Origin of the sequence: uncultured Litoreibacter sp. (genome assembly GCF_947487515.1) — a bacterium.
In the GTDB taxonomy this organism is placed as follows: Bacteria; Pseudomonadota; Alphaproteobacteria; order Rhodobacterales; family Rhodobacteraceae; genus Litoreibacter.
Map to the genome: position 1 here is coordinate 151,954 of NZ_CANKWO010000003.1, position 24,615 is coordinate 176,568.

The 24,615-nt window shown below is 59.4% G+C and carries 26 protein-coding genes; 15 read left to right on the forward strand and 11 right to left on the reverse strand.

All coding sequences use genetic code 11. From position 1 onward, the window contains the following. Positions 1-56: 56 nt before the first annotated feature. From Q0746_RS10615 to Q0746_RS10640, 6 genes are all read left to right on the forward strand, one after another. Positions 57-1,511, forward strand: coding sequence for an aldehyde dehydrogenase family protein (locus tag Q0746_RS10615; protein WP_298260036.1), 1,455 nt, complete (start codon positions 57-59; stop codon positions 1,509-1,511). Between the two features lie 104 nt (positions 1,512-1,615). Continuing rightward, entirely contained in the window at positions 1,616-2,356 is a 741-nt protein-coding gene (locus tag Q0746_RS10620) for an SDR family oxidoreductase (RefSeq protein WP_298260038.1), read from the forward strand. After that, positions 2,356-3,330 carry a P1 family peptidase gene (locus Q0746_RS10625; protein WP_298260040.1) on the forward strand — a complete coding sequence of 325 codons (975 nt, stop codon included), beginning with the start codon at positions 2,356-2,358 and terminating at the stop codon, positions 3,328-3,330. The genes Q0746_RS10620 and Q0746_RS10625 overlap by 1 nt, the downstream gene beginning before the upstream one ends. A 112-nt stretch (positions 3,331-3,442) precedes the next feature. Then, on the forward strand, positions 3,443-4,114 hold the full coding sequence (pgsA, locus tag Q0746_RS10630) for a CDP-diacylglycerol--glycerol-3-phosphate 3-phosphatidyltransferase (RefSeq protein ID WP_298260042.1): 672 nt from the start codon (positions 3,443-3,445) through the stop codon (positions 4,112-4,114). Further along, positions 4,111-4,359, forward strand: a complete 249-nt coding sequence (gene moaD, locus Q0746_RS10635) for a molybdopterin converting factor subunit 1 (protein WP_298260044.1) — start codon at positions 4,111-4,113, stop codon at positions 4,357-4,359. The genes pgsA and moaD overlap by 4 nt, the downstream gene beginning before the upstream one ends. Before the next feature lie 5 nt (positions 4,360-4,364). Then, a complete protein-coding gene (locus tag Q0746_RS10640) occupies positions 4,365-4,808 on the forward strand; it encodes a molybdenum cofactor biosynthesis protein MoaE (RefSeq protein ID WP_298260046.1) in 444 nt (147 codons plus the stop codon). Positions 4,809-4,811: 3 nt separating this feature from the next. Here Q0746_RS10640 and Q0746_RS10645 read toward each other — a convergent pair whose 3' ends face one another. The 3 genes from Q0746_RS10645 to ubiA form a co-directional block, all read right to left on the reverse strand. After that, positions 4,812-5,141, reverse strand: a complete 330-nt coding sequence (locus Q0746_RS10645) for a hypothetical protein (protein ID WP_298260048.1) — start codon at positions 5,139-5,141, stop codon at positions 4,812-4,814. Further along, positions 5,134-6,996: an OmpA family protein gene (locus tag Q0746_RS10650; RefSeq protein WP_298260050.1), complete on the reverse strand. Its 1,863-nt coding sequence runs from the start codon at positions 6,994-6,996 to the stop codon at positions 5,134-5,136. Before Q0746_RS10650 ends, Q0746_RS10645 begins: the two co-directional genes overlap by 8 nt. A 71-nt stretch (positions 6,997-7,067) precedes the next feature. Beyond that, positions 7,068-8,033: a 4-hydroxybenzoate octaprenyltransferase gene (ubiA, locus tag Q0746_RS10655; protein WP_298260052.1), complete on the reverse strand. Its 966-nt coding sequence runs from the start codon at positions 8,031-8,033 to the stop codon at positions 7,068-7,070. Between the two features lie 12 nt (positions 8,034-8,045). On the opposite strand from ubiA, the gene Q0746_RS10660 reads away from it, so the two are divergent. From Q0746_RS10660 to Q0746_RS10670, 3 genes are read left to right on the forward strand one after another with little or no spacing between them, the layout of a single operon-like run. Beyond that, positions 8,046-8,771 carry a 16S rRNA (uracil(1498)-N(3))-methyltransferase gene (locus Q0746_RS10660; RefSeq protein WP_298260054.1) on the forward strand — a complete coding sequence of 242 codons (726 nt, stop codon included), beginning with the start codon at positions 8,046-8,048 and terminating at the stop codon, positions 8,769-8,771. After that, on the forward strand, positions 8,768-9,292 hold the full coding sequence (locus Q0746_RS10665) for a hypothetical protein (RefSeq protein WP_298260056.1): 525 nt from the start codon (positions 8,768-8,770) through the stop codon (positions 9,290-9,292). The genes Q0746_RS10660 and Q0746_RS10665 overlap by 4 nt, the downstream gene beginning before the upstream one ends. 58 nt (positions 9,293-9,350) lie before the next feature. After that, complete coding sequence (locus tag Q0746_RS10670) at positions 9,351-10,721, forward strand: glutamate--cysteine ligase (RefSeq protein ID WP_298260058.1); 1,371 nt, start codon at positions 9,351-9,353, stop codon at positions 10,719-10,721. Here the strand turns inward: Q0746_RS10670 and Q0746_RS10675 are convergent. The 6 genes from Q0746_RS10675 to Q0746_RS10700 form a co-directional block, all read right to left on the reverse strand. Then, positions 10,718-11,146, reverse strand: coding sequence for a DUF805 domain-containing protein (locus tag Q0746_RS10675; RefSeq protein ID WP_298260060.1), 429 nt, complete (start codon positions 11,144-11,146; stop codon positions 10,718-10,720). The two genes, Q0746_RS10670 and Q0746_RS10675, sit on opposite strands and share 4 nt — an antisense overlap. A 4-nt stretch (positions 11,147-11,150) precedes the next feature. Continuing rightward, positions 11,151-11,762, reverse strand: a complete 612-nt coding sequence (gene plsY, locus Q0746_RS10680) for a glycerol-3-phosphate 1-O-acyltransferase PlsY (RefSeq protein WP_298260063.1) — start codon at positions 11,760-11,762, stop codon at positions 11,151-11,153. Next, entirely contained in the window at positions 11,755-13,050 is a 1,296-nt protein-coding gene (pyrC, locus tag Q0746_RS10685; protein WP_298260065.1) for a dihydroorotase, read from the reverse strand. Before pyrC ends, plsY begins: the two co-directional genes overlap by 8 nt. Further along, positions 13,050-13,589, reverse strand: coding sequence for a hypothetical protein (locus Q0746_RS10690; RefSeq protein ID WP_298260067.1), 540 nt, complete (start codon positions 13,587-13,589; stop codon positions 13,050-13,052). The genes pyrC and Q0746_RS10690 overlap by 1 nt, the downstream gene beginning before the upstream one ends. A gap of 107 nt (positions 13,590-13,696) precedes the next feature. Continuing rightward, positions 13,697-14,227, reverse strand: coding sequence for an aspartate carbamoyltransferase catalytic subunit (locus Q0746_RS10695; protein WP_298260069.1), 531 nt, complete (start codon positions 14,225-14,227; stop codon positions 13,697-13,699). Next, positions 14,224-15,180 carry an aspartate carbamoyltransferase catalytic subunit gene (locus Q0746_RS10700; protein ID WP_298260071.1) on the reverse strand — a complete coding sequence of 319 codons (957 nt, stop codon included), beginning with the start codon at positions 15,178-15,180 and terminating at the stop codon, positions 14,224-14,226. Before Q0746_RS10700 ends, Q0746_RS10695 begins: the two co-directional genes overlap by 4 nt. A 115-nt stretch (positions 15,181-15,295) precedes the next feature. Here Q0746_RS10700 and Q0746_RS10705 point away from each other — a divergent pair, with 115 nt between their 5' ends. The 5 genes from Q0746_RS10705 (at position 15,296) to Q0746_RS10725 (ending at position 22,103) form a co-directional block, all read left to right on the forward strand. Then, positions 15,296-16,066, forward strand: coding sequence for a uracil-DNA glycosylase (locus Q0746_RS10705; RefSeq protein WP_298260073.1), 771 nt, complete (start codon positions 15,296-15,298; stop codon positions 16,064-16,066). Then, positions 16,063-16,617 (forward strand): hypothetical protein, encoded by a 555-nt coding sequence (locus Q0746_RS10710; protein WP_298260075.1) that lies wholly within the window; start codon positions 16,063-16,065, stop codon positions 16,615-16,617. Before Q0746_RS10705 ends, Q0746_RS10710 begins: the two co-directional genes overlap by 4 nt. A gap of 12 nt (positions 16,618-16,629) precedes the next feature. Beyond that, the gene (moaB, locus tag Q0746_RS10715) at positions 16,630-17,172 is read left to right on the forward strand and encodes a molybdenum cofactor biosynthesis protein B (protein WP_298260077.1); all 543 of its coding nucleotides are present in this window, start codon (positions 16,630-16,632) and stop codon (positions 17,170-17,172) included. A gap of 86 nt (positions 17,173-17,258) precedes the next feature. Continuing rightward, positions 17,259-18,713: an HlyD family efflux transporter periplasmic adaptor subunit gene (locus Q0746_RS10720; protein WP_298260079.1), complete on the forward strand. Its 1,455-nt coding sequence runs from the start codon at positions 17,259-17,261 to the stop codon at positions 18,711-18,713. Between the two features lie 3 nt (positions 18,714-18,716). Next, positions 18,717-22,103: an efflux RND transporter permease subunit gene (locus Q0746_RS10725; protein ID WP_298260081.1), complete on the forward strand. Its 3,387-nt coding sequence runs from the start codon at positions 18,717-18,719 to the stop codon at positions 22,101-22,103. Here Q0746_RS10725 and Q0746_RS10730 read toward each other — a convergent pair. Further along, positions 22,100-22,921, reverse strand: coding sequence for a protein-disulfide reductase DsbD domain-containing protein (locus Q0746_RS10730; protein WP_298260082.1), 822 nt, complete (start codon positions 22,919-22,921; stop codon positions 22,100-22,102). The two genes, Q0746_RS10725 and Q0746_RS10730, sit on opposite strands and share 4 nt — an antisense overlap. Before the next feature lie 124 nt (positions 22,922-23,045). Between Q0746_RS10730 and Q0746_RS10735 the strand changes: the two genes are divergently transcribed. Then, on the forward strand, positions 23,046-23,615 hold the full coding sequence (locus Q0746_RS10735) for a YqgE/AlgH family protein (RefSeq protein ID WP_298260083.1): 570 nt from the start codon (positions 23,046-23,048) through the stop codon (positions 23,613-23,615). On the opposite strand, the gene Q0746_RS10740 is transcribed toward Q0746_RS10735, so the two are convergent. Next, the gene (locus tag Q0746_RS10740) at positions 23,607-24,557 is read right to left on the reverse strand and encodes an L-threonylcarbamoyladenylate synthase (RefSeq protein ID WP_298260085.1); all 951 of its coding nucleotides are present in this window, start codon (positions 24,555-24,557) and stop codon (positions 23,607-23,609) included. The genes Q0746_RS10735 and Q0746_RS10740 overlap by 9 nt on opposite strands. Between the last annotated feature and the right edge of the window lie 58 nt (positions 24,558-24,615).

Sequence of the window (24,615 nt, forward strand, 5' to 3'; positions counted from 1 at the left end):
CCGGTCTTGATCGCAGTCGCGTCAGAGCGTCTCAACCTATCGCAAGGATCACCGCAATGAGCATTCAAGACCTTTGGTTCGACCCCTCTCTTTGTTTCATCGGTGGCGGTTGGGTCGATCCGGCGTCGGGGCAAACGCTTGATCTGATTGATCCTTCCAACGGAGAGCTCATATGTCAGGTCGCACGCGGGGACGCGGATGACATTGATCAGGCGGTGTCAGCGGCCCAAGCCGCGCTGGGTGGTCCTTGGGGGCGGATGACCGCCGCCGAGCGGGGGCGCGTTTTAGCCAAAATCGGCCAGCTGGTGCAAAGCAATGCCGAAGTTCTGGCCCGTCTGGAGGCGTTGGATGTCGGGAAGCCGTTGACGCAGGCGCGGGCTGATGTGGCCGCCTTGGCGCGCTATTTGGAATTCTATGGCGGTGCTGCAGACAAGCTGCACGGGCAAACGATTCCCTATCTGGACGGCTATACCGTCTACACTCTGCGCGAGCCGCATGGCGTGACGGGGCATATCATCCCGTGGAATTATCCCATGCAGATCATCGGGCGCTCGGTGGGGGCGGCACTTGCGATGGGGAACGCGGCTGTTCTGAAGCCCGCAGAAGAGGCCTGTTTGACGGCGCTGGCATTTGCCGATCTGGCCCGTCAGGCGGGTCTTCCCGAAGGCGTGTTGAATGTGGTTACCGGCCTTGGGGCTGAGGCCGGTGCGGCGTTATCCGGACATGCGGGGGTCAACCATGTGTCCTTCACCGGCTCGGTCGGGGTGGGGAAACTGGTTCAGCGGCAAGCCTCCGAAAATATCGTGCCCGTGACGCTGGAGCTGGGGGGAAAGTCCCCGCAGTTGGTGTTTGACGACGCCGACATCGATGCGGCACTGCCGTTTCTTGTGAATGCGGGGGTGCAAAATGCAGGGCAAACCTGTTCGGCCTCGTCGCGCATCCTTGTGCAGCGCGGGGTGTTTGACGAAGTGTTGGACCGTATGGCGGCGCGCTATGGCGACTTGCAAGTCGGCCCCGCCCTGCAGGACTTGGATGTCGGCCCGTTGATCTCGGCGCGGCAGAAAAAGACAGTCGAGAATTTTTTGTCCCAAGGGGCCTCTCTTGAGAAGGCGGCCGAAGGTCAAATCATCGCTGATGCGCCTGCGGGGGGGCATTACGTGGCCCCGACGTTGTTCGCAGGGGTAAGCCCCAACCACGTTTTGGCCCAAGACGAAATATTTGGCCCCGTCCAAGTGGTGATCCCTTTTGACGATGAGGCCGAGGCCCTGTCGATCGCGAATGGCACCAAATTCGGCCTTGTGGCCTCGGTTTGGTCCAGCAATGGAGCGCGACAAATGCGGTTGGCTAAGGCCCTGCGTTCGGGGCAGGTGTTTTTGAACAATTACGGCGCGGGCGGCGGGGTAGAGCTGCCATTCGGGGGAACAGGGCAATCGGGTCATGGGCGCGAGAAGGGGTTCGAAGCCCTCTACGGGTTCTCCACACTCAAGACTGTGGCCGCGCTGCATGGGTGATGCCAACCCGCGCAATGGAGCGTTCTGGCAAAGCCACGGAAAATCGGTGCAAAACGGCGATCACTTGCGTCATGGTCTGAAACTACAACTTAAGGGAAATGCGGATGCGTCTTGAGGGGAAAACAGCGATTGTAACGGGGGGCGCGTCGGGGTTCGGCGCTGGGATCGCGCGTAAGTTTGTGGCTGAGGGCGCAAATGTGATGATTGCCGACTTGAACGCGGCTACGGATTTACTGGCAGAGATCGGCAGCTCCGCGCGGGCGGTGGAGGCAAATGTCGCCAAGGATGCCAGCGTCAAAGCCATGGTTCAGGCCACATTGGACGCCTTCGGGCGCATCGATATTTTGGTCAACAACGCCGGCACCACCCATCTGCCCACCGCGATGGAGGACGTGTCCGAGGACGATTTCGACAAGGTATTCGCTGTGAACTGCAAGTCGGTCTACCTGACCGCAAGGCACCTCGTTCCGGTTCTGAAAGCCCAAGGCAGCGGAGCAATATTGAACGTCGCCTCGACCGCTGGCGTCAGCCCGCGCCCGCGTCTGAACTGGTACAACGCCTCCAAGGGCTGGATGAACACCGCGACCAAAGCCATGGCGGTGGAACTCGCGCCAGATGGCATTCGCGTCAATGCAATCAACCCTGTGGCAGGGGAAACTCCGTTGCTGAAAAGCTTTATGGGCGAGGATACCCCGCAGATCCGCGCACAGTTTTTGTCGACCATTCCGTTGGGCCGGTTTTCCACCCCCGAGGACATGGCAAATGCTGCGTGTTTTTTATGCTCCGAGGAGGCAGCGATGATCACTGGGGTCTGTATGGAAGTCGATGGCGGGCGGTGCATCTGATGAAACAAGGAACACGAAACAGCATTACGGATGTGGCGGGGCTTCGGGTCGGGAATGCGCAAGATGACACGCTGAAGTCCGGTGTGACGGTTCTGACCGCGGATGCTCCGTTCACGGCATCGGTGCATATCATGGGCGGCGCACCCGGCACGCGGGAGATCGCCTTGCTGGAGCCGGATAAATCTGTGGAGGCTGTCGATGCGCTGGTGCTGTCGGGGGGCTCGGCCTTTGGGCTGGATGCGGCGTCCGGCGTGGTGTCCGGTTTGCGAAACATCGGCCGAGGTTTCGCGGTAGGCGACATCCGCGTGCCAATCGTGCCCGCCGCGATTATCTTTGATCTACTCAATGGCGGGCGCAAAGATTGGGTGGAAAACCCCTATGCGGCGCTGGGGGCAGAGGCCTTGATGAATGCCGCGCAGGAGTTCGATCTTGGCAGTCATGGGGCTGGCACCGGCGCAACCACGGCGACCTTGAAGGGCGGGCTTGGCACGGCGTCACTTGTGCTGGACGACGGGGTGACGGTTGCGGCTTTGGTTGTGGCGAACCCGATTGGTACGGTGGTGACGCCGGCAGGGCAGTTCTGGGCGGCGCAGGCTGAGTTCGGCACAGAGTTTGGCGGGCTGGGTGGTGACCCTGCATCTTATGGTGCGGTTAGGTTGCCGTTGAAAACCGATGCGCACGAAAGGGCGAATACCACAATCGCGATTGTGGCAACGGACGCCAAACTGACCAAGCCGCAATGCAAACGTTTGGCGGTTTCGGCTCATGACGGGATGGCGCGCGCAATTGTGCCGTCTCACACGCCGATGGACGGGGACTTGGCCTTCGCGGTTTCCGCCGGTGAAAAGCAGGGCGATCCGCTCATGATCGGCCATGCCGCGGCCACCTGTCTGGCCCGTGCCATCGCGCGCGCAGTATATGAGGCCACGCCCGCCGCGGGCGATACTGTGCCGTGTTTTTCCTCATTGCGGTAGGCAAGGATATGCGGGGGCGGGGAAGGATTTGGTGCGGGCGCTCACAGTTGCCCTGCGCGCTCTTGCGAAGTCCTGACTTCCCACTGACGCGGTGCTCGGCTACACAAGGCGCATGACGTGGAATATTCCCAATATCCTGACGCTGTTGCGTCTGTTGGCGGCCCCGGGTGTGGCGGTCATGTTTTTGTATTTTCAACGTCCTTGGGCGGATTGGTTCGCATTGGTTCTTTTTGTGACCGCCGCGCTTACGGATTGGCTGGACGGCTATCTGGCAAGGGCTTGGAAGCAGGAAAGCAAATTTGGTGCGATGCTGGATCCGATTGCCGATAAGGCGATGGTGATCATTGCCTTGTTGGTGATTACCGGCTTTTCAGGGATGAACCCTTGGGTGCTGTTGCCTTCAACCCTGATCATGTTCCGCGAGGTCTTTGTCTCTGGGTTGCGCGAGTTTCTGGGCGACACCGCTGGTCTGTTGAAGGTTACCAATCTCGCCAAGTGGAAAACCACGGCGCAGATGACGGCCATTGCGGTGCTTTTCGCCACCGGATTGTTCGAACATGAGTTCCTCGACCGCACCGCTGGCATGGATGAAATCGTGGTGGCAGAAATCATGTCTGGGGCCAGTGAGGATCCTTTGGGGCTTCAGTGGTTTTCTGTTGCGGCAAATGTGACCTTTAAGGTCGGTGTGGCGCTTTTGTGGGCGGCGGCATTGCTGACGATCGTGACGGGTTGGGACTACCTGAACAAGGCGATGCCATTTCTGCGTGACGAGCAAAACTCATGATCAACGTGCTGTATTTCGCGTGGGTGCGGGAACGCATCGGGCTGCCCAAAGAAATGGTAGAGACAAACGCGACCACGGTTTTGCAGCTTGTTGAAGAGCTGCGCGCGCGCGAGGAACGCTATGCCTTGGCATTCTCCGACCTTACCGCGCTGAGGGTGGCATTGGATCAGGACCTGTCCGATTTCGACGCGAAGCTGGACGGCGTGCGTGAAGTGGCCTTCTTCCCCCCGATGACAGGCGGCTAAATGCCATGCGTGTCATTGTTCAAGAAGCCCCTTTTGACCCTGGCGCAGAGCTGAACGCCTTCGCCAAAGGAGATACCGACATTGGTGCAGTGGTGAGTTTCACCGGTGTCACCCGTGACGTATCCGGCGGGCTCAGCCAGATGCAAATCGAGCATTATTCCGGTATGACAGAGCGCGCGTTGACGCAGATATGCGAAGAGGCGCAGCATCGTTGGTCTCTGGTCGATGTGCTGGTTATCCACCGGTTTGGGGTGATGAAGGCCGGTGACAACATCATGATGGTTGCCACGGCATCGCGTCACCGCGCGGATGCCTTCGCGGCCGCCGACTTTTTGATGGATTACTTGAAGTCACGGGCGCCCTTCTGGAAGAAAGAGGTCACCGCAGACGGGTCGGAATGGGTTGCGGCAAAGGACAGCGACGAAGACGCGTTGGATCGCTGGTCTTAGGCATTAGCCGCCTTGGTTTGCCCGCTCAATGTAGCCGCGCAATTCTTCGGCCTCATGGCGCGCGTCGCGCAACCCATCCATGGCAGCACGCAATTCGGCTTCGGTTTGGGACAGCTGGTTGGTCAGCTCTGCTTCGCGTTGCTGCAGGTAGGTGATCGCTTGATCGCGCGTTTCCTCGGCGTCATGCAAGGCCTTCGCCATGTCGTCCAGTTCCGCCACATCTGCGGTTGTTACGCGGCTAAAGCGTTGTACCAGCCAACAGGTGAACCAGCCGACGCAAAACGCCAAAAACAGGATGAATGCGGTGGCGATGATGAATTCGGATCTATTCACTTGGTGTCTCGGCTTCTGCTTCTGGGGTGTCAGTGGCGGCGGCGCGGGCGTCTGTCAACAGTTTGAACTCGATCCGACGGTTGGCCTCTCGGCCCTCGGCGGTGTCATTATCCGCAATCGGGTCCGCTTCGCCGTAACCTTTCGCGGTGATGTTGCCCACCAAAACGCGGCGCGCCAAAAGTGCCGAGCGCACGGCGTCAGCCCGTTGCTGGCTTAGGGCGGCGTTCATCTCTTCGCGGCCTTGGCTGTCGGTGTAGCCGCCGATTTCCATCTGTACGCGTTCGCACTGCTTGGCGATCTGGGCAATGCGGTCAACGGTTTGGCCGGCTGCTTCGGTGATGTCGCTGGAGGACGGCTCAAACACAATCTTGGAGGCATTCAGCATGGAGTTAATCTTCGATACGCATTCCTTGGGGGAAGGAAGCGCCAAGGTCGTGTCCAGAAGTTCGTCATAGCGGACGCTGACCTCGAAGTTTTCTGCTTCACCCAATTTGTCCGCCAAGCTGCGCGAAATTGTGTCCGATGCGGTTTTGTTGCCGCTGACGCCGCGAATTTCAACATAGTCGGTTTGCACCACAGCGCTGCCGTTTTCCAAGCTGGCCAAAGCCTCAAGTGCTGCCAAAACGCGAACCGGCCAGTTTTGCGGCAGATTGGCGTCGTCGCGGGTCGCCAGATATACTTTGTCACTGCCAAATTGCGCACGCGCAAAGGAGCCTACGATCTGCTCGGCGCTGTCATCTGGAAGGCGACCACGCAGCTGCACCAAACCTTCGGGGCTGCGGGTGGCGACGAATTCAATGGCGGCTTCTGCCCCAGTGCCGTCAACGATCACCTTTTCGGGCAGAACGGCATGCATGGAAAATACGTCGGGCAGGGCGGCGTCCACTTCGCCCACGACGCGGTCAAAGGTGCCTTGGCTGGTGGTGTCTAAGGCCACCATGGTGATGTCAGCGTCCGAGAAGGTCAACGATCCGCCGCCTAGGTCCTTGAGCCCCGCGATAGAGACCTCAACAGCCTTCGCCCAATTTGGGGACGGAACCCCGAGGCCAATGGCACATTCCGGCTTTTCGATGCGGCCGGCCTCGCTGGCTGCACGCAAGATCGCGGATTTGCTGGCTTCGTCATAGGCAGAGCAGGCGTCAAAGGCGGCGTTGCCCTCTGCGTCCAGTGTGAAGCGCAACGTAAAGGGCGATATAACTGGGCGGGGGGCGGAAATGTTCAACACCAAGCGCACGCCGTTCGGGGCGCTTCGGGCCAGTTGCGATTCTATGCGGCGCTTGTTTTCGGGGCTGTCGGAAATGGCGGTTACTTCGATCACATCCGCCGAGACGGAAATCTTGGATCGCTCCAGATCACGCAGGGCTTTGATCGAAAAATCCAGCACTTGTTCCCAGTTAGAGGGCACAGGATAGCTGGCGGTTTCCAGCAGGTCGGTAATCCGCGAGCCTTCGACAATGTCGCTCAATTGGTCAACGATGCCGTTGCCTTCTTCAGCAGGGGGGATCAGGCCGATTAACGACACCCCTTCGCCATTGCGCAGCATTTCCACCGAGAAACGCGGGGCCTCGATCTCTTCGCGGGCCTTGACGTCCATGTTGTCGACGATGCGGTCGGGATCGACCACGGCGCCGACGGCCGACACCACACGAAAGCGGGTCGCCTCGTCGGGCGCTTCGCCGCCAAGGGCCACCAGCAAACCGTCTGTGGTGACAGACGTCCAATCATGCTTCCCGTCGATCAATTTTGAGGTAACAACTTCCGCCGAACGGGCCTCAACCCAACCAGCCGCGAGCCATGCGCCGCCAACGGACAGCGCAGCAGCGGAACAAAAAGCGGCAATTGTCTTTAGTCTCATACAGTTCGTCTACCAGTGTCGGTGCGGCAAGGCGCTTGCACCCTCCTAACGGGCGCGGCGCGAATGTTCAATCACAGCAAGGCCGCAACGGCAAGAAACAGCGCACAAATGAGGCCCGCATCGCGGTTCGAGCGGAACAAACGCATGCAGGCTTCCCAATCCTCCGTGTCCAAACGACGCAACTGCCAAACCATGTGCCAGCCAAAGGCCCACACCCCCGAAAGGGCCACGGTCAACACCATGACATTCGCGTCAGGCACCAAGGCCACAATGACCGCCGAGGCCATCAGCAACACCGAAACAATCATGAATAGCCGCAACCACCAAAGCGAGTCGTCTCCAAACAACCGTGCGGTGGATTTGATGCCGATCAGCGCATCGTCTTCTTTGTCTTGATGCGCGTAGATGGTGTCATAAAACAGCGTCCACGCAATTCCGGCGAGATACAACATCACCGGTGCCAAACCTAGCGACCCCGTATGCGCCGCCCAAGCCAGCAAAGCCCCCCAGTTGAAAGCGACACCCAAGAAGACCTGCGGCCACCATGTGAAGCGCTTGGCAAACGGGTAGATCGCCACCGGAAGAAGGGCCAGCACCCCCAAGGCAATTGCCACCCCGTTGAAGGTCAGCAAAACCGCCAAAGACACCAACGCTTGCAGGCCCATCCAGATCACAGCGCCTTTGACACCCACCTGTCCTGACGGCAATGGTCGCGACTTTGTGCGGGCCACTTGGGCGTCCAGTTTGCGGTCCGAGATGTCATTCCATGTGCACCCCGCCCCCCGCATCAAAAACGCCCCTATGGCGCAGCCGACGATGATCCAAAGGTCCAACCAGCCCAACCCCGCGGGATCCGCCGCCGCCGCAAGAAGCACGCCCCACCAGCAGGGCAGCAGCAAAAGCCATGTGCCCACGGGCCGATCTGCACGGCTGAGGCGCAGATACGGGCGCGTGACCGCAGGGGCCCAGCTGTCGACCCAGTTCTTTTCCACCGCGTCAATGACTTGGCCCTCTGGCAATTGGCTCGTCTCGCTCATATGTTCTGCCTCATGGAACGCGCAAAAATCAGGTTGTTTGTAGAGCACCCGTTGGGACAGGGCAATTCCGTCCCAATGACGCAGCCGCAGGCAAATTATCTTTTCAACGTTATGCGCCTTGGCGTGGGCGATATGGTCGCCTTGTTCAACGGGGCGGATGGCGAATGGACCTGCCGTGTGGTGGACGCCGCCAAGCGTCGCGGCATGGTGATCTGCGAGGAACAAACCTTGCCCCTGCAGATGCCCCCAGACCTGTGGCTGGTCTTCGCCCCGATCAAAAAGGCCCGCACGGATTTCATCGTCGAGAAGGCCGCAGAAATGGGCGCGGCCAAGATTTTTCCGGTGCAAACGGAATACACCAACTCCGACCGCATCCGCCAAGACAAGCTGCAGGCCCATGCCATTGAGGCCGCCGAGCAATGCGGCGGCACCTATGTGCCCGAGGTGGCGAATATCCAAAAGCTTGCTGCCATGTTGGACAGCTGGCCCGAGGATCGCCAGATCCTGTTCTGCGACGAATCTATGGTCGGGCAGCCATCATCGCTTGCTGATTTGCCAAAAGGCCCTTGGGCCATTGTGATCGGCCCCGAAGGCGGGTTCTCGCCCCGCGAACGCGCGGCCTTGAAGGCTCACCCTAGCGCGCATGCGATTAGCCTTGGCCCACGGATATTGCGTGCTGATACCGCCGCGGTTGCGGCTTTGGCCTTGTGGCAAACCGCGCTTGGGGATTGGGGATGATCCGGCCGGAAGTGGAGGCGCTCTTCTGGCGCTACGCCGAGGTGCTGATCGGCTTGGCAATCGCTGTGTTTGGGGTGCTGATCTTCAATCAGATAGGGCTTTTGTGGCAGGGCTTGGGGGCGCTGTTTATCCTTGCTGGTGTGGCGATCGCTTGGACGGGCTGGCGTCGGGCGCGCTTGACCGCCACCTCCCACGATGGCCCCGGCGTGGTCGAGGTGGACGAACGCCAGATCACCTATTTTGCCCCTATGGGCGGCGGCGCGGTGTCGATCAACGACTTGGCCCGCGTGACCATTCTAACCAGCGACAAAGGCCCGATAGAGGACGACGTGCATTGGCTGTTGGAGGAAAACGGAGGCAGCCGCTTGTTGATCCCGAATTCCGCAGAAGGGGCGGCGCAACTGTTCGACGCGCTGTCGCCCCTGAAAGGCGTTGATTTTGAGGCGGCAATTCGCGCGATGGGATCGACGACGAATGACAGCTTTGTGATATGGACCAAAGAGCCCGTCCAGTTGCATTGACATCCCCCGCAAATCATCTCAACGCTAGACGCTCAAACAGCCAGACGGAGCCAGCACAATGTCCATTCCTCAATCCGGCGGCGGACTGATCACCGACCATTCCCAACTTGCACAATTGCTGGCAGACGGCTGCAAGCCCAAGGACCAATGGCGCATCGGAACCGAGCACGAAAAATTCGGGTATTGCCAAGATAGCCACCAGCCATTGCCCTACGAGGGGGATCGCTCGATCCATGCTGTTTTGTCCGGCCTGCGCGACCGCTTTGGCTGGTATCCGGTGGAGGAAGGCGGGCACCTGATCGGGTTGAACAAAGACGGCGCGAATGTCTCGCTGGAACCTGGCGGCGCGTTGGAGCTGTCTGGCGCACCGTTGGAAACCGTCCACCAAACCTGCGACGAGGTGAATACGCATCTGGCCGAGGTCAAAGCCGTCTCGGACGAGATCGGCGTGAAGTTTATCGGCCTAGGCGCCGCGCCAGAATGGAGCCATGAGGAAATGCCCCTCATGCCCAAGGGGCGCTACAAGCTGATGAACAACTATATGGAAAAAGTTGGCACCATGGGCACCGCCATGATGCGTCGGACCTGCACTGTGCAGGTGAACCTCGACTTCGGGTCCGAGGCCGACATGGTCCAAAAGATGCGCGTCGCTTTGGCCTTGCAGCCTGTCGCCACGGCACTTTTTGCGAACTCGCCGTTCTTTGAGGGCAAGATCAACAATCACAAATCTTGGCGCTCGCGGATCTGGCGTGATCTGGATGCGGACCGCACGGGCATGCTGCCCTTCGTGTTCGACGAAGGTATGGGCTTTGAGGCTTGGGCCGAATGGGTGCTGGATGTGCCGATGTACTTCGTCTACCGCGACGGCAAATACATCGATGCGCTTGGCCAGTCCTTCCGCGACTTCCTCAAGGGTGAACTGCCAGCCTTGCCAGGTGAAAAGCCGCTGTTGTCCGATTGGGCGGATCACTTAACAACCGTATTCCCCGAAGCCCGCATCAAGCAGTTCATGGAAATGCGCGGTGCGGATGGTGGTCCATGGCGTCGCCTATGTGCGCTGCCTGCATTCTGGGTTGGCCTTTGCTATGATCAAACCGCATTGGATGCCGCGTGGGATGTTGCCAAGGGCTGGGACGCAGACACCCGCGAGGCGTGGCGCGTCGCGGCCTCCGTGGATGGACTGGCGGCCGAAGTAAATGGCATGAAGATGGTCGATCTCGCGCGGGAGGTGGTCAATATTTCCGAGGCGGGCCTAAAGGCGCGCGCCAAGCCGGGCGCCGGGGGCTTGGTGCCCGACGAGACCCACTTCCTCAATGCATTGCAAGAAAGCATCGAAACAGGCCAAACCCCTGCCGATGAGTTGCTGGCCAAGTACCGTGGTGAATGGGGTGGTGACCTAAGCCGCATCTACGACGAATACAGCTACTAGTCGTCGTCACGCACCAACGGCACGCGAGAGCTGCCGTAGGTGATCCCCTCGGGCTTTGAGCGCCCCAACGGGTCGTCCCCGTATCCGTTTGGGCCGATGTCGCCAGGCAGAAGGGCTAAAATCAGCAAGGCTAGCTGCCCAAACGGCACCACCCCCAAGATCAACAAAAAGCCAGTCAGCCCCTTGTCGTGCAGGCGTCTGACCATAACTGCGATGAGCGGGAAGAACATCACGCAGACATAGATCACCACGGGCAAAATGGTGGTCTCGTTGATGACCACTGAAGAAAATGCGGCGTAGATCACATAGGCGATGAAGCCGCCGGTGTAGATCAAAAAGAACCACCAAAATTCGGAGCGCGACGCACGACCACGCCACCGAAAGGACTGGGAAATGCAGCTTCCAAGTGCCCGAACCGGTCCCATTCATTTATCCCTTTTTGAATTGAATCTTCTTTTCGGTGCCATTCAGTATGCGACGAATATTGCCAGCATGGCGCATCCAGATCAATGCACCCAACAAGGCCGACAAGACGATGTAGCTCGGAAGTCCGATGACATTGAGCACAAGCGGCATGAGCGCGGCCGTCGCCAGCGCGGCCAGCGACGAAATGCGAAACAGTAGCGCAAAGGCCAGCCATGTCATGCACGAGGCAAAGCCCGCAACGAAAGACAGCCCCAAAAGGGTGCCCAGATAGGTCGCCACCCCCTTGCCGCCATTAAAGTTCAACCACACAGGGAAGATATGGCCAAGGAAGGCCATAAGCCCAGCCAGCTGCGCCGCGTCCTCGCCGATGAAGATCCGCGCCAGTATAACCGCGATACCCCCTTTTCCGGCGTCCAGCAGTAAGGTCGCCAAAGCTGCGGGTTTCGATCCGGTGCGCAATACATTGGTGGCCCCAATGTTGCCCGACCCGATTTTGCGCAAGTCGCCCAGCCCCATCAGCTTGGCAATGACCAAGCCGAAGGGGATCGAGCCCAGCAAATACGAAGAGACGGCAATGAAACACAAAAGATAAGGTGCGGTGACGATCTCAGGCATTGGTGAAGACCTCCTTGCCGCCCACAAAGGTGCGCAACACGCGGCCCTGCATACGTTGGCCGTCAAACGGGGTGTTCTTGGACTTGGAACGCAGAGTTTCGCGGTCCATCACAAAGGGCGCATTCGGGTCAAACACCACCAGATCGGCGGGCGCGCCTACGCTCAGGCGGCCGCCGTCGAGCCCCAACCGCTTCGCGGGGTTCAGGGAAAGGGCACGCCACAGGGTTGGCAGATCAACGGCATCGGCATGAAGCAACCGCATCGCGGCAGGAAGCAAGGTTTCCAACGCAACTGCGCCGGAAGCGGCCTCTTCAAACGGCAGGCGTTTGCTTTCCTCATCTTGTGGGGTGTGCATGGAGCAGATCACGTCGATCAACCCGCTGGCCACGGCCTCGACCATGGCCAAACGGTCGTCTTCAGACCGCAGCGGCGGCTTCACCTTAAAGAAGGTGCGGTAGTCGCCCACGTCCAATTCGTTCAGTGTCAGGTGGTGGATGGAAACACCTGCGGTCACGTCCAACCCCTGCGCCTTGGCGCGTTCCAGAACTGGCAGGGACTTCGCGGTGGAGATTTGGTCAGCGTGGTAGCGCACGCCGGTCATCTCGACCAAGGCCACGTCGCGCTCCAACCCCATGCGCTCGGCCATGGGGGACACTGCGGGCAGGCCGCGAAGCGATGCGAATTTGCCCGATGTCACCGCGCTTCCCTTCGACAGGATCGGGTCTTGCGGGTGGCCCATGACCAACGCCCCAAGGGAGCGCGCATAGGTCATCGCGCGGCCCAGCACCTTGTTGTCGGTCACCACGTTGTCACCATCCGTAAAGGCGACCGCACCGGCGTCCATCAAAAAGCCCATCTCAACCATTTCGCGCCCCGCGCGGTCTTTGGTCAGCGACGCCATGGGTGCGATACGCACAGGTGCCATTTCCGCCCCGCGTCTTTTGGTGAACTCCAAGGTTTCGGGGGTGTCGACGGTGGGGATGGTGTCGGGGCGGGTGACCATGGTGGTGACCCCACCTGCCGCCGCCGCCAAACCTGCGGTGCGGAAGCTTTCCTTGTGCCGCTCGCCAGGCTCGCAGACCTTCACGCCGATGTCGATGATGCCGGGGGCAAGATACTTCCCGCCGCAATCCACCACGTTCCCCGTGGGGAACCTTTTGTCATTCAGATCAACATCTTGCGGTAAGATTTCGTTAATCCGCCCGTCCTTGATGTGCAAACCCCCAAGGGTTTCGGTTCCCGCCTCAGGATCGATCAGCCGTGCGTTGGTAAGAAGCAAGTCAGACATCAAAAACCTATGTAGTAAGAGTAGACCCATACGCCGGATGCGATGAGTGCAATGAGCGCGATCCAAGCTAAGCGCTGGCCAAAGCTGCGTTCAAGCTTGGCATCGGAGGCGGGGCCGGTCAGCACGCCTTTGGCGGCGTCGCTTTCCAGCGGGGTAAACTTAGGAGCAGGGGCTTTGCCTTCGGTGAATGTGGCGACCAATTTGGCGTTGCTATTCAGTTTCAGCGTCGCGGGTTTCTGATCGAAGGCAGCACTGCGGATGAATATGAGGGCGGAAGTGGCAAATGGAATATCTGACATGTTGATGCTCTGCGGAGCAATGTCGTAGCCCTCGAGTAGAAGTGTCTTCACCTCGGCCTCAGAAAGTTCGTTGGCGGAAATGCTTTGCATCTCCTGCGGGTTTAAAGAAACGCCCCCCAAGGCTTGTTCCAAATACTCGCCATCGCCCTTTAACGAATAGGGGATCGACACATAGTCAGTGATCTGGAACACGCGTAGCACGCCGGTCTCGCGTTTTGTTACCTGTAGGGGGTCATCCATACCGTCAGCTCCCCAACCAAATCATCAGGCCCGTGAAGGCAAAAATGCCAAGCAGTGCGTAGGTCGCGATCTTGCCGGACATGCGAGGGTCTTTGGGTTCGTTCATTTCACGTTTCCCGTGTCGCTTGCTGCATGTCACGCATTTTGCGAAAAACGTCGCGCCCGTTTTTAAGCAATTCAAATCCAATCTGTTCCGATACGGTAACGTTTTGGGTCCGGTGCTCAACGGTGTCGAAGTATATGGAAGACAAATCGCCATCGACAAATTGCAGCGGCTTTTCTGAAGTGAGAGGATAACTGTCGAGCTTTCGAGACCCAAAGAAAGACTTGGTCGCGATAAAGGCGCGTTTGTTGGTCAACGTATAGAAACAATTCCGACGCTCCCAAGCCCTCCAGAAAGGTTTGCCGATAAGGTTGAAAGAACCAACCCCGAAAAAGAGCAATCCGAACATCCAAAAAGGTCCAGGAGCTTGTGACGCCATCACCATCCAAAAAACCGAGAACCCAGTGAAGAACATGTAGAAAAATGGTTCAAATGGTGATTTGAATTCGAAGCGAATTTTGGGCTCAGGGTGGCCCTGCCAGATGATTTCTTCTCCATCATCCAAGATACCTCGCCATTTGGATAATTCGCTCAAACCATTACCCCTTGATTTGCCGCGGCTTCGCGGCGGGTGCGCACCAGCAGCTCCATCGCGGCCATGCGCACGGCGACGCCCATCTCGACCTGCTCTTGGATCACGCTTCGGTTGATGTCGTCGGCCAACACGCCATCGATCTCCACGCCGCGGTTCATTGGGCCGGGATGCATGATGATCGCGTCGTCTTTGGCGTAAGCCATCTTTTCAGGGTCCAGCCCGTAGCGGTGGTAGTATTCGCGCTCTGACGGGATGAAGCCACCGTCCATGCGTTCTTTCTGGAGGCGCAGCATCATCACCACATCGACGTCTTGCAGGCCTTCGCGCATGTCCTCGAACACCTCAACGCCGAATTCCTCCATGCCCGTGGGCATCAAGGTTGGCGGCCCGATCAGGCGCACGCGGTTTTCCATTTTACCCAGCAGCATGATGTTGGAGCGCGCCACGCGGCTATGCGCAATATCGCCGCAAATGGCGATAGACAGGCGGTGAAGCCGCCCTTTGACGCGACGAATGGTCAGCGCATCCAGCAAGGCCTGCGTAGGGTGCTCGTGCTTGCCGTCGCCTGCGTTCAGCACTGCGCAATTCACCTTCTGGGCCAGCAAGTCCACCGCCCCAGAATGAGGGTGGCGCACGACCAACAAATCGGGGTGCATGGCGTTCAGGGTCAGGGCCGTGTCGATCAGCGTCTCGCCCTTTTTGACGGAGCTGGCCTGCATGGCCATGTTCATTACATCCGCCCCAAGGCGTTTGCCCGCAATCTCGAAGCTGGCTTGGGTGCGGGTGGAGTTCTCAAAGAACATGTTGATCTGGGTCAGCCCCGCCAGCGCATCAGAATGCTTCACATCGCGGCGGTTCAAGTCGACATATTGGTCGGCCAGATCAAGAAGAGTGGTGATTTCATCGGGGCCGAGATGCTCTATCCCCAGCAGATGCTTCGCGCGGAATGTCATGACGACCCTCATCGTGATTTTGTCGGGTTATAGGGGCGCGCGTCCAGTCGGGCAAGCCACGCCTTCGGACGATAGGCCATTGTCGTACCTGTGTGGCCGGACTAGGTTTAGCCCCATGGAATCGGGACTGGACTTTCACACGGCCAAAGCGCTGTTGGACTGGCATGTAGACCTTGGCGCGGATGAAGCGATCGGGGACGCGCCGATTAACCGCTATGAGGTGCCCAAAGAAGCCCCCAAAATGGCGAAGCCCAAGCCCGCCGAGGCGCCCCCTGTCGCCTTGCAGACGGGCCCCGATCCGGTCGCAGTCGCCCGCGAGTTGGCGCAAGGCGCGCAAGATTTGGGCGCGCTGCGGGCCGCGATGGCGTCCTTTCCCCATTGCGACTTGAAGAATGGCGCTCGCAATCTGGTGTTTAGCAACGGGGTGGCGGGGGCCAAGGTCATGGTGATTAGCGACGCCCCGACCCGCGAGGAAGACCGTGAAGGGCAGCCGCTAATTGGCCCTGCGGGTCTCTTGCTGGACGCGATGTTTGGCGCGATTGATCACGGGCGCGACCATGCGGAAAACCCGATATATGTGGCCAGCGTGCTGCCTTGGCGCCCGCAAACCCGCGAGCCAAACCCAAAAGACATCGCGATGATGCTGCCTTTCCTGACGCGCCACATTGCATTGGCCAACCCCGATATCTTGGTGCTGATGGGCAACCAAGCCTGCGAGGCTCTGTTGGGCCGCAAGGGCATCTCCAAGCTGCGCGGCACTTGGGCGGAAGCCTTGGGCAAACCCGCGCTTCCGATGCTGCATCCAGCCTATTTGATGCGCACCCCGCAAGCCAAACGCGAAACTTGGGCGGATTTGCTAAGCCTTCAAGCCAAGCTGCGCGGATGAAGTGGCTTGCGGCCTTGATGATGCTCAGCGTGCCCGCGATGGGGCAATCTGCACTGGATATTGATTTCAACGCGTTGTTTGAAGGGGGGGCTGGGCAAGATCAGATCACAACCCACGGCGTGACTTTGATGCGGCGGACCGAGCCCAACGGATCGGTGAGCTATCAGGGAACCGACGCCACAGAGCAAGGCGCCGTCGGATGCTGGATGATGATCGCCGTACATGCTGCCGCGATGGATCGAAAATGCGACCTGCCGATCAACCCAAGCGAGCGCCATGCGTTGGACAATTTGCTGGGGGGAATTGCCCGATTTTACGCAAAGAACAATTTCCCCGTGCTGCCTGAGGGGCGCGATTTGCCATCGGTGCGCGCGGCGATTGAGGTGTTGATCCGCAGCGAGCGCTCCTCCATCCCTGCGGCTGTTTGCACAGGAGAGGCCGCCGATTTTGTGGTCAGTTTTATCGACGGATTAAGAGTAGATGCCGCCGAGCAAGACTTCCTTGATGTGCTTGGCCCTGCGCGACTTCCCGTTGCTAACCCCTGCTTTTAAAGGACCCTTTGGATGACAACGATCGACGCCTCAAAAGACTTCATCCCCGTGCGTATTGCCGTGATGACTGTGTCGGACACCCGCACGCCCGAGGACGACAAATCCGGCAACACATTGGTGGACCGTTTGCAAGCAGCGGGGCATATATTGGCAGACCGGATGATCCTGCGCGATGAACGCTCGGCGATTTCCGAGCAGCTGCGAGCATGGTGCGCCTCCCCTGATATTGACGTTATCTTGACCACCGGCGGCACTGGCCTGACGGGGCGGGATGTCACTGTCGAGGCCCATCGTGACGTCTACGAGAAAGAGATCGAGGCCTTCGGGACGGTGTTCACCATCGTATCCATGAAGAAGATTGGAACCTCCGCCGTGCAAAGCCGCGCAACAGGGGGGGTGTTGAACGGGACATATCTGTTTGCCCTGCCCGGAAGCCCCGGCGCGTGCAAAGACGCATGGGATGAAATTCTGGTGCTTCAGCTGGACTACCGCCACCGCCCTTGCAACTTCGTTGAAATTTTCCCACGTCTGGATGAACACAAGCGACGGAAGTGAAGATGTTTCACGTTTAGGTATGTGACGTTGAACCTGCTACGTTGTGCGTTCTACGATACGAGTGAACTTTCGGAGCCCGATTTCATATGCGTTTTTTCCGCCGGAGCCTTGTTGGCCTGTTCCTGATGGCCCTGACCATTGGCCTGTTGGCGACGGGCGGGAATGTTATCTATGGCGCGCTTAAAGAGCGCTGGGCGCGCGACAGCACCGCCCGTCCCGCCCGCGAAAGAGTGTTTTCTGCGAATGTTGTGCTGCTCGAAGCCGCGACCGTGACACCGGTTTTGGCCAGCTTTGGCGAAATCCGGTCACGGCGCACGCTGGATTTACGCGCACCCGTGGGCGGCACAGTGGTGGAGCTGTCGAAGGATTTCCAAGAAGGCGGCATTGTGCGCGCAGGCCAGCTGCTGGCGCGTATTGATCCTGCTGAAGCCCAAAATGCCGTCGATGTGGCGGAAACAGACTTGGTCGAAGCGCAGGCGGATTTGACAGATGCCCGCGCGGCTTTGGAGTTGGCCGAAGACGACCGCGCCGCCGCCGTCGAGCAGTTGGCGCTGCGCAGCCGTGCCTATCAACGCCAACGCGACCTAAAGGCGCGGGGTGTGGGAACCGAAGCCAGTGTCGAAGTTGCCGAGCTGGCGGAAGCCAGCGCAAAACAGGCCGTGCTGTCGCGCCGCCAAGCGATCCAGCAAGCCGAAGCCCTCGTAAGTCAAACCCGTACCTTAATCGAGCGCCGCCGCATCACCCTGTCCAACGCGCAACGACTTTTGGCCGACACGGAGGTCTTTGCGGCCTTTGACGGGCGTCTGTCGGGCGTTACCGCGACCGAAGGCGGCTTGGTCGCCAATAACGAACGACTGGCGGAACTGATCGACGCCGATGCGCTTGAGGTATCGTTTCGCGTTTCCACGGCCCAATATGCGCGACTTCTAGAGGCTGACGGTTCTCTGACGGACGCGCCGGTGAAGGTCACCTTGGATGTTTTGGGGACCGATCTGAGCTTTGAGGGCCGTCTGACACGCGAAAGTGCTGCCGTATCTGAAGGGACAACCGGACGTCTGCTGTTTGCCGAGCTCGCGAACACCCGCGGATTGCGTCCAGGTGATTTTGTGACCGTCGCCATTGAGGAGCCGGAGTTGGAGCGGGTCTCGTTGATCCCGTCTACCGCTGTGGATGCCGCGGGCGGCGTTTTGGTTCTGGGCAGCGGTGACCGTTTGGAGGACGGGCAGGTCACCGTGCTGCACCGCCAAGGCGACGATGTGATTGTGCGCGCCCACAGTCTTGTTGACCGCGAGATTGTGGCAGAGCGTTCTCAACTGTTGGGGGTAGGGATCAAGGTGCGGCCGTTGCGCGGCAACCGCGAGGTGCCAGAGACCCCGCAAATGGTGGAGCTGGAACAAGACCGCCGCGCCAAATTGATCGCCTTCGTTGAGGCCAACGGCCGCATCCCCGATGAGGTCAAAGCCCGAATGTTGACCCAACTGGCGGAACCGAAAGTCCCCGCCGCCATGGTGAAGCGGCTTGAAAGCCGCATGGGAAGCTAGGCCATGAAGCGCCGCATCGGATCAAAAACTGGCGGAATACTGTCTTACTTTACCCGTCATGGAACCGCGGCGAATTTGTTGCTGGTCATTCTGATTGCGATGGGCGCCGCTGCCGTTCCGCGCATGAATACCCAATTCTTCCCTGATGTGATTGTCGACAGTGTTTCGGTCAGCGTTCAATGGGACGGTGCGGGGGCAGATGACGTCGACGGGGCGATTGTCCAGCTGCTTGAGCCCGCGTTGCTGGCTGTTGAGGGGGTCGAGAGCTCCAATTCCCAATCGCGCGAGGGCAGTGCCAGCATCCGTCTGGAATTCGAACCGAACTGGGATATGTCGCGCGCCGCCGATGATGTGCAGGTGGCGGTGGACAGCGTCAACAACCTGCCCGACGATGCCGAAGAACCCAATGTGCGCCGCGGCGCTTGGCGAGACAGGGTCACCGATGTGGTGATTTCGGGGCCTGTGTCTGTGGGGCAGCTTGGCCGGTTTGCAGATGAATTCGTCACGCGCCTTTTTGCCGCCGGAGTGACCCGTGCCACCATTCGCGGCGTCGCAGCGCCGGAAACGATTGTGGAGGTGTCGTCGCTGTCGCTGATCCGCAATGACATATCGATGGCGCAGATAGGGGATGCCATTCGCGGCGAAGCCTCCGCCGATCCGGCAGGAGATGTGGACGGCGCAAATGCCCGCGTACGCACCGGAGTGGCCAAACGAACTGCGGACCAGATATCGGGGATCGTACTGCGTTCGAACCCTGACGGATCGAAGCTGACAATTGGCGACGTGGCCGTGATCCTTGTGGAAGGCAGCGACCGCGAACGGGCGTATTTTGTAGGCGATAACCCTGCCGTGTCGATCCGCATTGATCGCAGCATTCGCGGGGATGCCATTGCCATTCAGGGGCAGGTGCAAGAGGTGGCCAAAGAGCTGGAGCGGACCCTTCCCGAAGGCACCAAGGTTGAACTGATCCGCACCAGATCCGAGGCGATTTCGGGGCGTTTGAATATCTTGCTCGACAATGGGCTGGTGGGGCTTGGGTTGGTCGTATTGCTGTTGTTTCTGTTTCTCAATGCGCGCACCGCCTTTTGGGTCGCGGCGGGTGTGCCGGTGGCCATGCTGGGCGCGATTGCGATGATGTATGCGGCTGGGATCACGATCAACATGGTGTCCCTGTTTGCGCTGATTATCACGCTCGGGATCGTTGTGGATGACGCCATTGTGGTGGGGGAGCACGCCGATTTTCGGGCCTCCACCCTTGGCGAAGACCCTGCCACCGCCGCCGAGAATGCTGCACGCCGCATGGCGCAACCGGTGTTTGCTGCGACCATAACCACCGTCATAGCCTTCTTCGGGTTGGTGGCTGTCGGTGGCCGGTTTGGCGACCTGATCGCTGACATCCCGTTTACCGTTATTGTGGTGTTGCTGGCCTCCTTGGTGGAGTGCTTCTTGATCCTGCCAAACCACATGGCGCACGCCTTGGCGGCGCAGTCAAAGGAACGCTGGTATGACTGGCCGTCACGCACAGTGACGCGCGGGTTCAACTGGTCGCGGGAGACATTGTTTCGCCCGTTTATAACGGGGGTGATTTGGGCGCGCTATCCGGTGATGGCGGGGGCGATTGTCTTGCTGATGTCGCAAGCCGCCTTGTTTATCAAAGGTGATGTGACCTGGCGGTTTTTTAACGCGCCGGAGCGCGGGTCGATTTCGGGAAATTTCGCGATGTTGCCGGGTGCCACCCGCGACGACACCATGGACATGATGCGCGAAATGCAGCGGGCCACAAATGAGCTGGCCTCGAAATATGAGGCCGAGCATGGCCGCAACCCGATTGACTATGTGTTAGCGGAAGTCGGCGGCACGACCGGACGCGGGTTGGCAGGGCAAGAGACGAAGAATGCGGATCAGCTTGGCTCTATCGCGATAGAATTAATCGAGGCTGACCTGCGCAGCTATTCAAGTTTTCAATTCGTAGGTGAATTGCAAGATGCCGTGCGCCGGCACCCTATGCTGGAGACCGTGAGCTTCCGTGGCTGGCGCTCGGGCCCAGGAGGCGACGCCTTGGATGTGCAGATCTACGGAGCAGATGCCGCGACTTTGAAGCAGGCCTCCGAGCGACTGAAAACCGTGCTCTCAACATTCGCGGAAGTCTCGGCTTTGGAAGACAACCTTGCCTATGACAAAGAAGAGTTGATCCTTGATTTAACCGCCCAAGGGCAGGCGTTGGGTTTTACCATCGACGCCTTGGGCCGCGTGTTGCGCAACCGTTTGAATGGCATTGAAGCGGCGACATACCCTGACGGGCCGCGGTCCGCGACGATCCGTGTGGAGCTGCCGAAGGGCGAACTGACGGCCGACTTCCTAGAGCGCACATTCCTGCGCGCACAATCTGGCGAATATGTCCCCCTAAGCGACATTGTCGCCGTCGTGCGCCAGTCCGGCTTTTCCACCGTGCGGCGCGAAAACGGCGTTCGGTTGGTCTCGGTCACTGGTGATTTATCCGAAGACGACCCCGTGCGCGCCGAAGAAATCATGGCCTCCCTAGAGGAAGACATCCTGCCGATGATAGAGCAGGACTACGGCGTCGCGACCACCTTGTCGGGCTTGGCAGAGCAAGAGAGCGAGTTCCTAACTGACGCGGGCCTAGGCTTCATGTTCTGCCTGATCGGAATCTATCTGGCACTGGCTTGGGTTTTCTCGAGTTGGACCAGACCTTTGGTTATCATGTTGATTATTCCCTTCGGCTTGGTTGGCACCATCTATGGCCACCACGCGTGGGACGTGCCTTTGTCGATGTTCACGGTAGTGGGATTGATCGGGATGACGGGGATTATCATCAACGATTCGATTGTATTGGTGTCTACGGTGGATGAATACGCCCAAGAACGGGGATTGATCCCCGCGATCATCGACGGAACCGCCGACCGGTTGCGCCCCGTTTTGCTAACCACCCTGACCACCGTGTTGGGGTTGGCGCCGCTTTTGTTTGAGACGTCGTCGCAGGCGCAGTTCCTGAAGCCCACGGTCATAACGCTGTGTTACGGGCTTGGCTTCGGGCTGGTGCTGGTGTTGCTGATCGTGCCGTCGCTGATGGCGATGCAGGCGGATGTGGCGCGGCAAGTCACCGCGGCGCGGCGGGCAATCTCGGCGGATGGCGGGATGCGCTGGATCACCCTGAGCTTTGCGTTGATCATTGCCGCGCTATTTGGGGTGACCTTGGGCAGTGTATCGATCTTGGGCGAGATGTCGGCGCCGGTCGCAATGCTTGCGGGTGACGGCAGCTCTGTTCTGTCGGCTTTGTTGTTGTTTGTGCTGGGGACCGCCTTGCTATTGGCCTTGGGCTGGGTTGCGGCGGTGCTGTTGCACCTGCGGGCGCGCCAAAAAAACGCCTAAGGGCAACCGATGATTTCAACGGCGGTTTGCGTGGTAATCACTGTAACCCGCATTTGCTGCATATCCACGGCGAAGGGCGCGCCTGTGCGGCTGGCCACTTCGGCGCGCATTTTCAGGTGATCTCCGTCGCGGTGGATCAATGGCTCGGCAACCCACAGATGCGGGTTTGCAACCTCAATCACCACCGCTTCGCCATTGCCCGCGAGCGGAGGCATATCCAATTCAACATCTATCCGAGTATGGGTGTCACTGCGGTGAAGGGCACAGTTGATGTTTTGAACATTGGCCTGATCCGCGCTGAGCGGGTGCCGTTGCAACGCGGCAGAAATCTCGGTGACATCGGTTTGATCCGCAGGGTCCAACAATGCGTGCAAATCCAAGTTCACCGGCATGCAAACCTCGTCGCAGACGCCGAAGGCCAAATGCCCGTCAATTTCAATGGGCCCGTTGCCATCGGCATCAAACGCCAAGGGCAGCACAAATTCATCGCGGTACCCCACAGAGCGAAGCCCGTTCTGGCGAAAGACCTGCGGGATCGGCCAAAGCGTATGCGCCTCGCGTAGGTTGGTCGAGGCGGACCAGTCCATGCGTGTGGGGATGCCGCCATCTCCAGGGGCGCGCCAGTAGGTTTTCCACCCTGGGGCCAAGCTGAATCTCAAGGCGGCATGATGTGTCCCATGCTCATCGCGCCAGCCGGTCAACAGCGAAACAGACACCACATCCGACAAGCCGTTCTCCACGATCTGCGCGGACGCAGGGGAAAGGGCGGACATAGTGCCGACAAGGGCAGCGCCAAAAGAAGTCAAGAATCTGTTCATACTATTTCGATAGCGGCTCTCAATATGACATTAAACTCACGTTTGAGCGAGGCTTTGCAGAAGTTTTACTCTGCGCCTTTGAGGTCGCTTGTAAGCGCAGGGCCAAATCGCCAGTTTGCACCCCATGAGTATTGATTCGACTTCGCTGGCAGGAAAGCTGCTGATTGCCATGCCCGACATGGGCGACCCGCGCTTTGAGCGGTCTGTGATTTTCATGTGTTCCCACTCGGCCGAACGCGCCATGGGGCTCATTGTCAACAAAACGGCGCGGGATTTGAAATTCAACGACCTGTTAAAGCAGCTTGATATCCCCTTGGCCCCGCCAGAGCGCGAGATCACCGTGCATATTGGCGGGCCGGTGGATTACGGGCGGGGTTTTGTGCTGCACTCCCCAGATTACCACAGCACCGACAACACATTGGACATCGACGGCGGCTACGGGCTGACGGCGACGCTGGACATTCTTGAGGACATCTCGACCGGCGACGGGCCAGAGCAGTGCCTGCTGACCATGGGTTATGCCGGTTGGGGGGCTGGGCAATTGGAAAACGAAATCCAACGCAACGGTTGGCTGATCTGTGACGCGGATAGTGACTTGATCTTCAAAGGCGCGAATATTGCCAAATGGAGCGGAGCCTTGGACCTGCTGGGGGTCGATCCTTTGATGTTGTCCCCTGGCGGTGGCTCAGCCTGATCGCGGTGCCGCGGCACGGGTAAGGCGGTCATTGATCGCGAGGCCCAAGCCGGTCATCGGAATTGGGGCGACGGTGAATTGACCTGCCCCATTGGCCCCTTTGGCCAGTTTGTCCATCTGACGCAACATGGCGAACAAATTGGCGGCGGCTTCATGCAGATCGCCTGAGGGCGACAGGTTCAGTTGGCCGCCGACGTCACCGAACCCCAGCATCAAATCCCCCTCCAATTGGTTCAACACCACCTGCGCGTCCGGCGCATAGTGAGAGGTCAACTGACCCGGGGCGGCTGGTATGTCGGGATTTAGGTCTTGCATCAATGAGCAACCCAAGGCGGCCTCCAAGGCTTCGGCCGGCAAGCCGCCGTGTCTCAGCAGCCGCAACGGGTTTGTGGAAATGATGGTGCTTTCCACGCCAACGTCGCAAGGGCCACCGTCCAGCACAGCATCAATGCGTCCCGACAACCCGTCCAAAACATGGGCCGCGGTGGTGGGGCTGATCTGGCCGGAGGGGTTTGCAGAAGGTGCTGCAACAGGGCAATCGGCCAAGGTCAGTAGCTTGCGGGCCAAGGGTTGCGCGGGCATGCGGATGGCCACCGTCTCTAGGCCGGCGGTCACCAAGGACGACAGCCCGTGATCGGGCTTCAATGGCAAAACCAACGACATAGGGCCAGGCCAGAAGGCTTGCGCCAAGGCGCGGGCATTGTCGTCGAAACGGGCCAAAGCTTCTGCCTGCGCAAGGCTGGCGACATGCACGATCAGCGGGTTGAAACTGGGGCGGGTTTTGGCCGCGTAAATCGCCGCGACAGCGTCACCATCCTTGGCGTTCGCCCCCAAGCCGTAGACGGTTTCTGTGGGGAAGGCGACAAGTCGCCCCGATTGCAACATCATGGCAGCCTTGGCTAAATCGGCCGGACCAAGTAATTGGGTCGATAATTCGGTCATGCGGTAAGACCCATGTCTGACGTTGCGTTCTGCTTGATGCCGCTCCCTTGTGAGGGGT

Coding starts and splice junctions, on each gene's coding strand:
- Q0746_RS10615 (WP_298260036.1), top strand. CDS start 57: ATGAGCATTCAAGACCTTTGGTTCGACCCCTCTCTTTGTTTCATCGGT.
- Q0746_RS10620 (WP_298260038.1), top strand. CDS start 1,616: ATGCGTCTTGAGGGGAAAACAGCGATTGTAACGGGGGGCGCGTCGGGG.
- Q0746_RS10625 (WP_298260040.1), top strand. CDS start 2,356: ATGAAACAAGGAACACGAAACAGCATTACGGATGTGGCGGGGCTTCGG.
- pgsA (WP_298260042.1), top strand. CDS start 3,443: ATGACGTGGAATATTCCCAATATCCTGACGCTGTTGCGTCTGTTGGCG.
- moaD (WP_298260044.1), top strand. CDS start 4,111: ATGATCAACGTGCTGTATTTCGCGTGGGTGCGGGAACGCATCGGGCTG.
- Q0746_RS10640 (WP_298260046.1), top strand. CDS start 4,365: ATGCGTGTCATTGTTCAAGAAGCCCCTTTTGACCCTGGCGCAGAGCTG.
- Q0746_RS10650 (WP_298260050.1), bottom strand. CDS start 6,996: ATGAGACTAAAGACAATTGCCGCTTTTTGTTCCGCTGCTGCGCTGTCC.
- ubiA (WP_298260052.1), bottom strand. CDS start 8,033: ATGAGCGAGACGAGCCAATTGCCAGAGGGCCAAGTCATTGACGCGGTG.
- Q0746_RS10660 (WP_298260054.1), top strand. CDS start 8,046: ATGGAACGCGCAAAAATCAGGTTGTTTGTAGAGCACCCGTTGGGACAG.
- Q0746_RS10665 (WP_298260056.1), top strand. CDS start 8,768: ATGATCCGGCCGGAAGTGGAGGCGCTCTTCTGGCGCTACGCCGAGGTG.
- Q0746_RS10670 (WP_298260058.1), top strand. CDS start 9,351: ATGTCCATTCCTCAATCCGGCGGCGGACTGATCACCGACCATTCCCAA.
- Q0746_RS10675 (WP_298260060.1), bottom strand. CDS start 11,146: ATGGGACCGGTTCGGGCACTTGGAAGCTGCATTTCCCAGTCCTTTCGG.
- plsY (WP_298260063.1), bottom strand. CDS start 11,762: ATGCCTGAGATCGTCACCGCACCTTATCTTTTGTGTTTCATTGCCGTC.
- pyrC (WP_298260065.1), bottom strand. CDS start 13,050: ATGTCTGACTTGCTTCTTACCAACGCACGGCTGATCGATCCTGAGGCG.
- Q0746_RS10690 (WP_298260067.1), bottom strand. CDS start 13,589: ATGGATGACCCCCTACAGGTAACAAAACGCGAGACCGGCGTGCTACGC.
- Q0746_RS10700 (WP_298260071.1), bottom strand. CDS start 15,180: ATGACATTCCGCGCGAAGCATCTGCTGGGGATAGAGCATCTCGGCCCC.
- Q0746_RS10705 (WP_298260073.1), top strand. CDS start 15,296: ATGGAATCGGGACTGGACTTTCACACGGCCAAAGCGCTGTTGGACTGG.
- Q0746_RS10710 (WP_298260075.1), top strand. CDS start 16,063: ATGAAGTGGCTTGCGGCCTTGATGATGCTCAGCGTGCCCGCGATGGGG.
- moaB (WP_298260077.1), top strand. CDS start 16,630: ATGACAACGATCGACGCCTCAAAAGACTTCATCCCCGTGCGTATTGCC.
- Q0746_RS10720 (WP_298260079.1), top strand. CDS start 17,259: ATGCGTTTTTTCCGCCGGAGCCTTGTTGGCCTGTTCCTGATGGCCCTG.
- Q0746_RS10725 (WP_298260081.1), top strand. CDS start 18,717: ATGAAGCGCCGCATCGGATCAAAAACTGGCGGAATACTGTCTTACTTT.
- Q0746_RS10730 (WP_298260082.1), bottom strand. CDS start 22,921: ATGAACAGATTCTTGACTTCTTTTGGCGCTGCCCTTGTCGGCACTATG.
- Q0746_RS10735 (WP_298260083.1), top strand. CDS start 23,046: ATGAGTATTGATTCGACTTCGCTGGCAGGAAAGCTGCTGATTGCCATG.
- Q0746_RS10740 (WP_298260085.1), bottom strand. CDS start 24,557: ATGACCGAATTATCGACCCAATTACTTGGTCCGGCCGATTTAGCCAAG.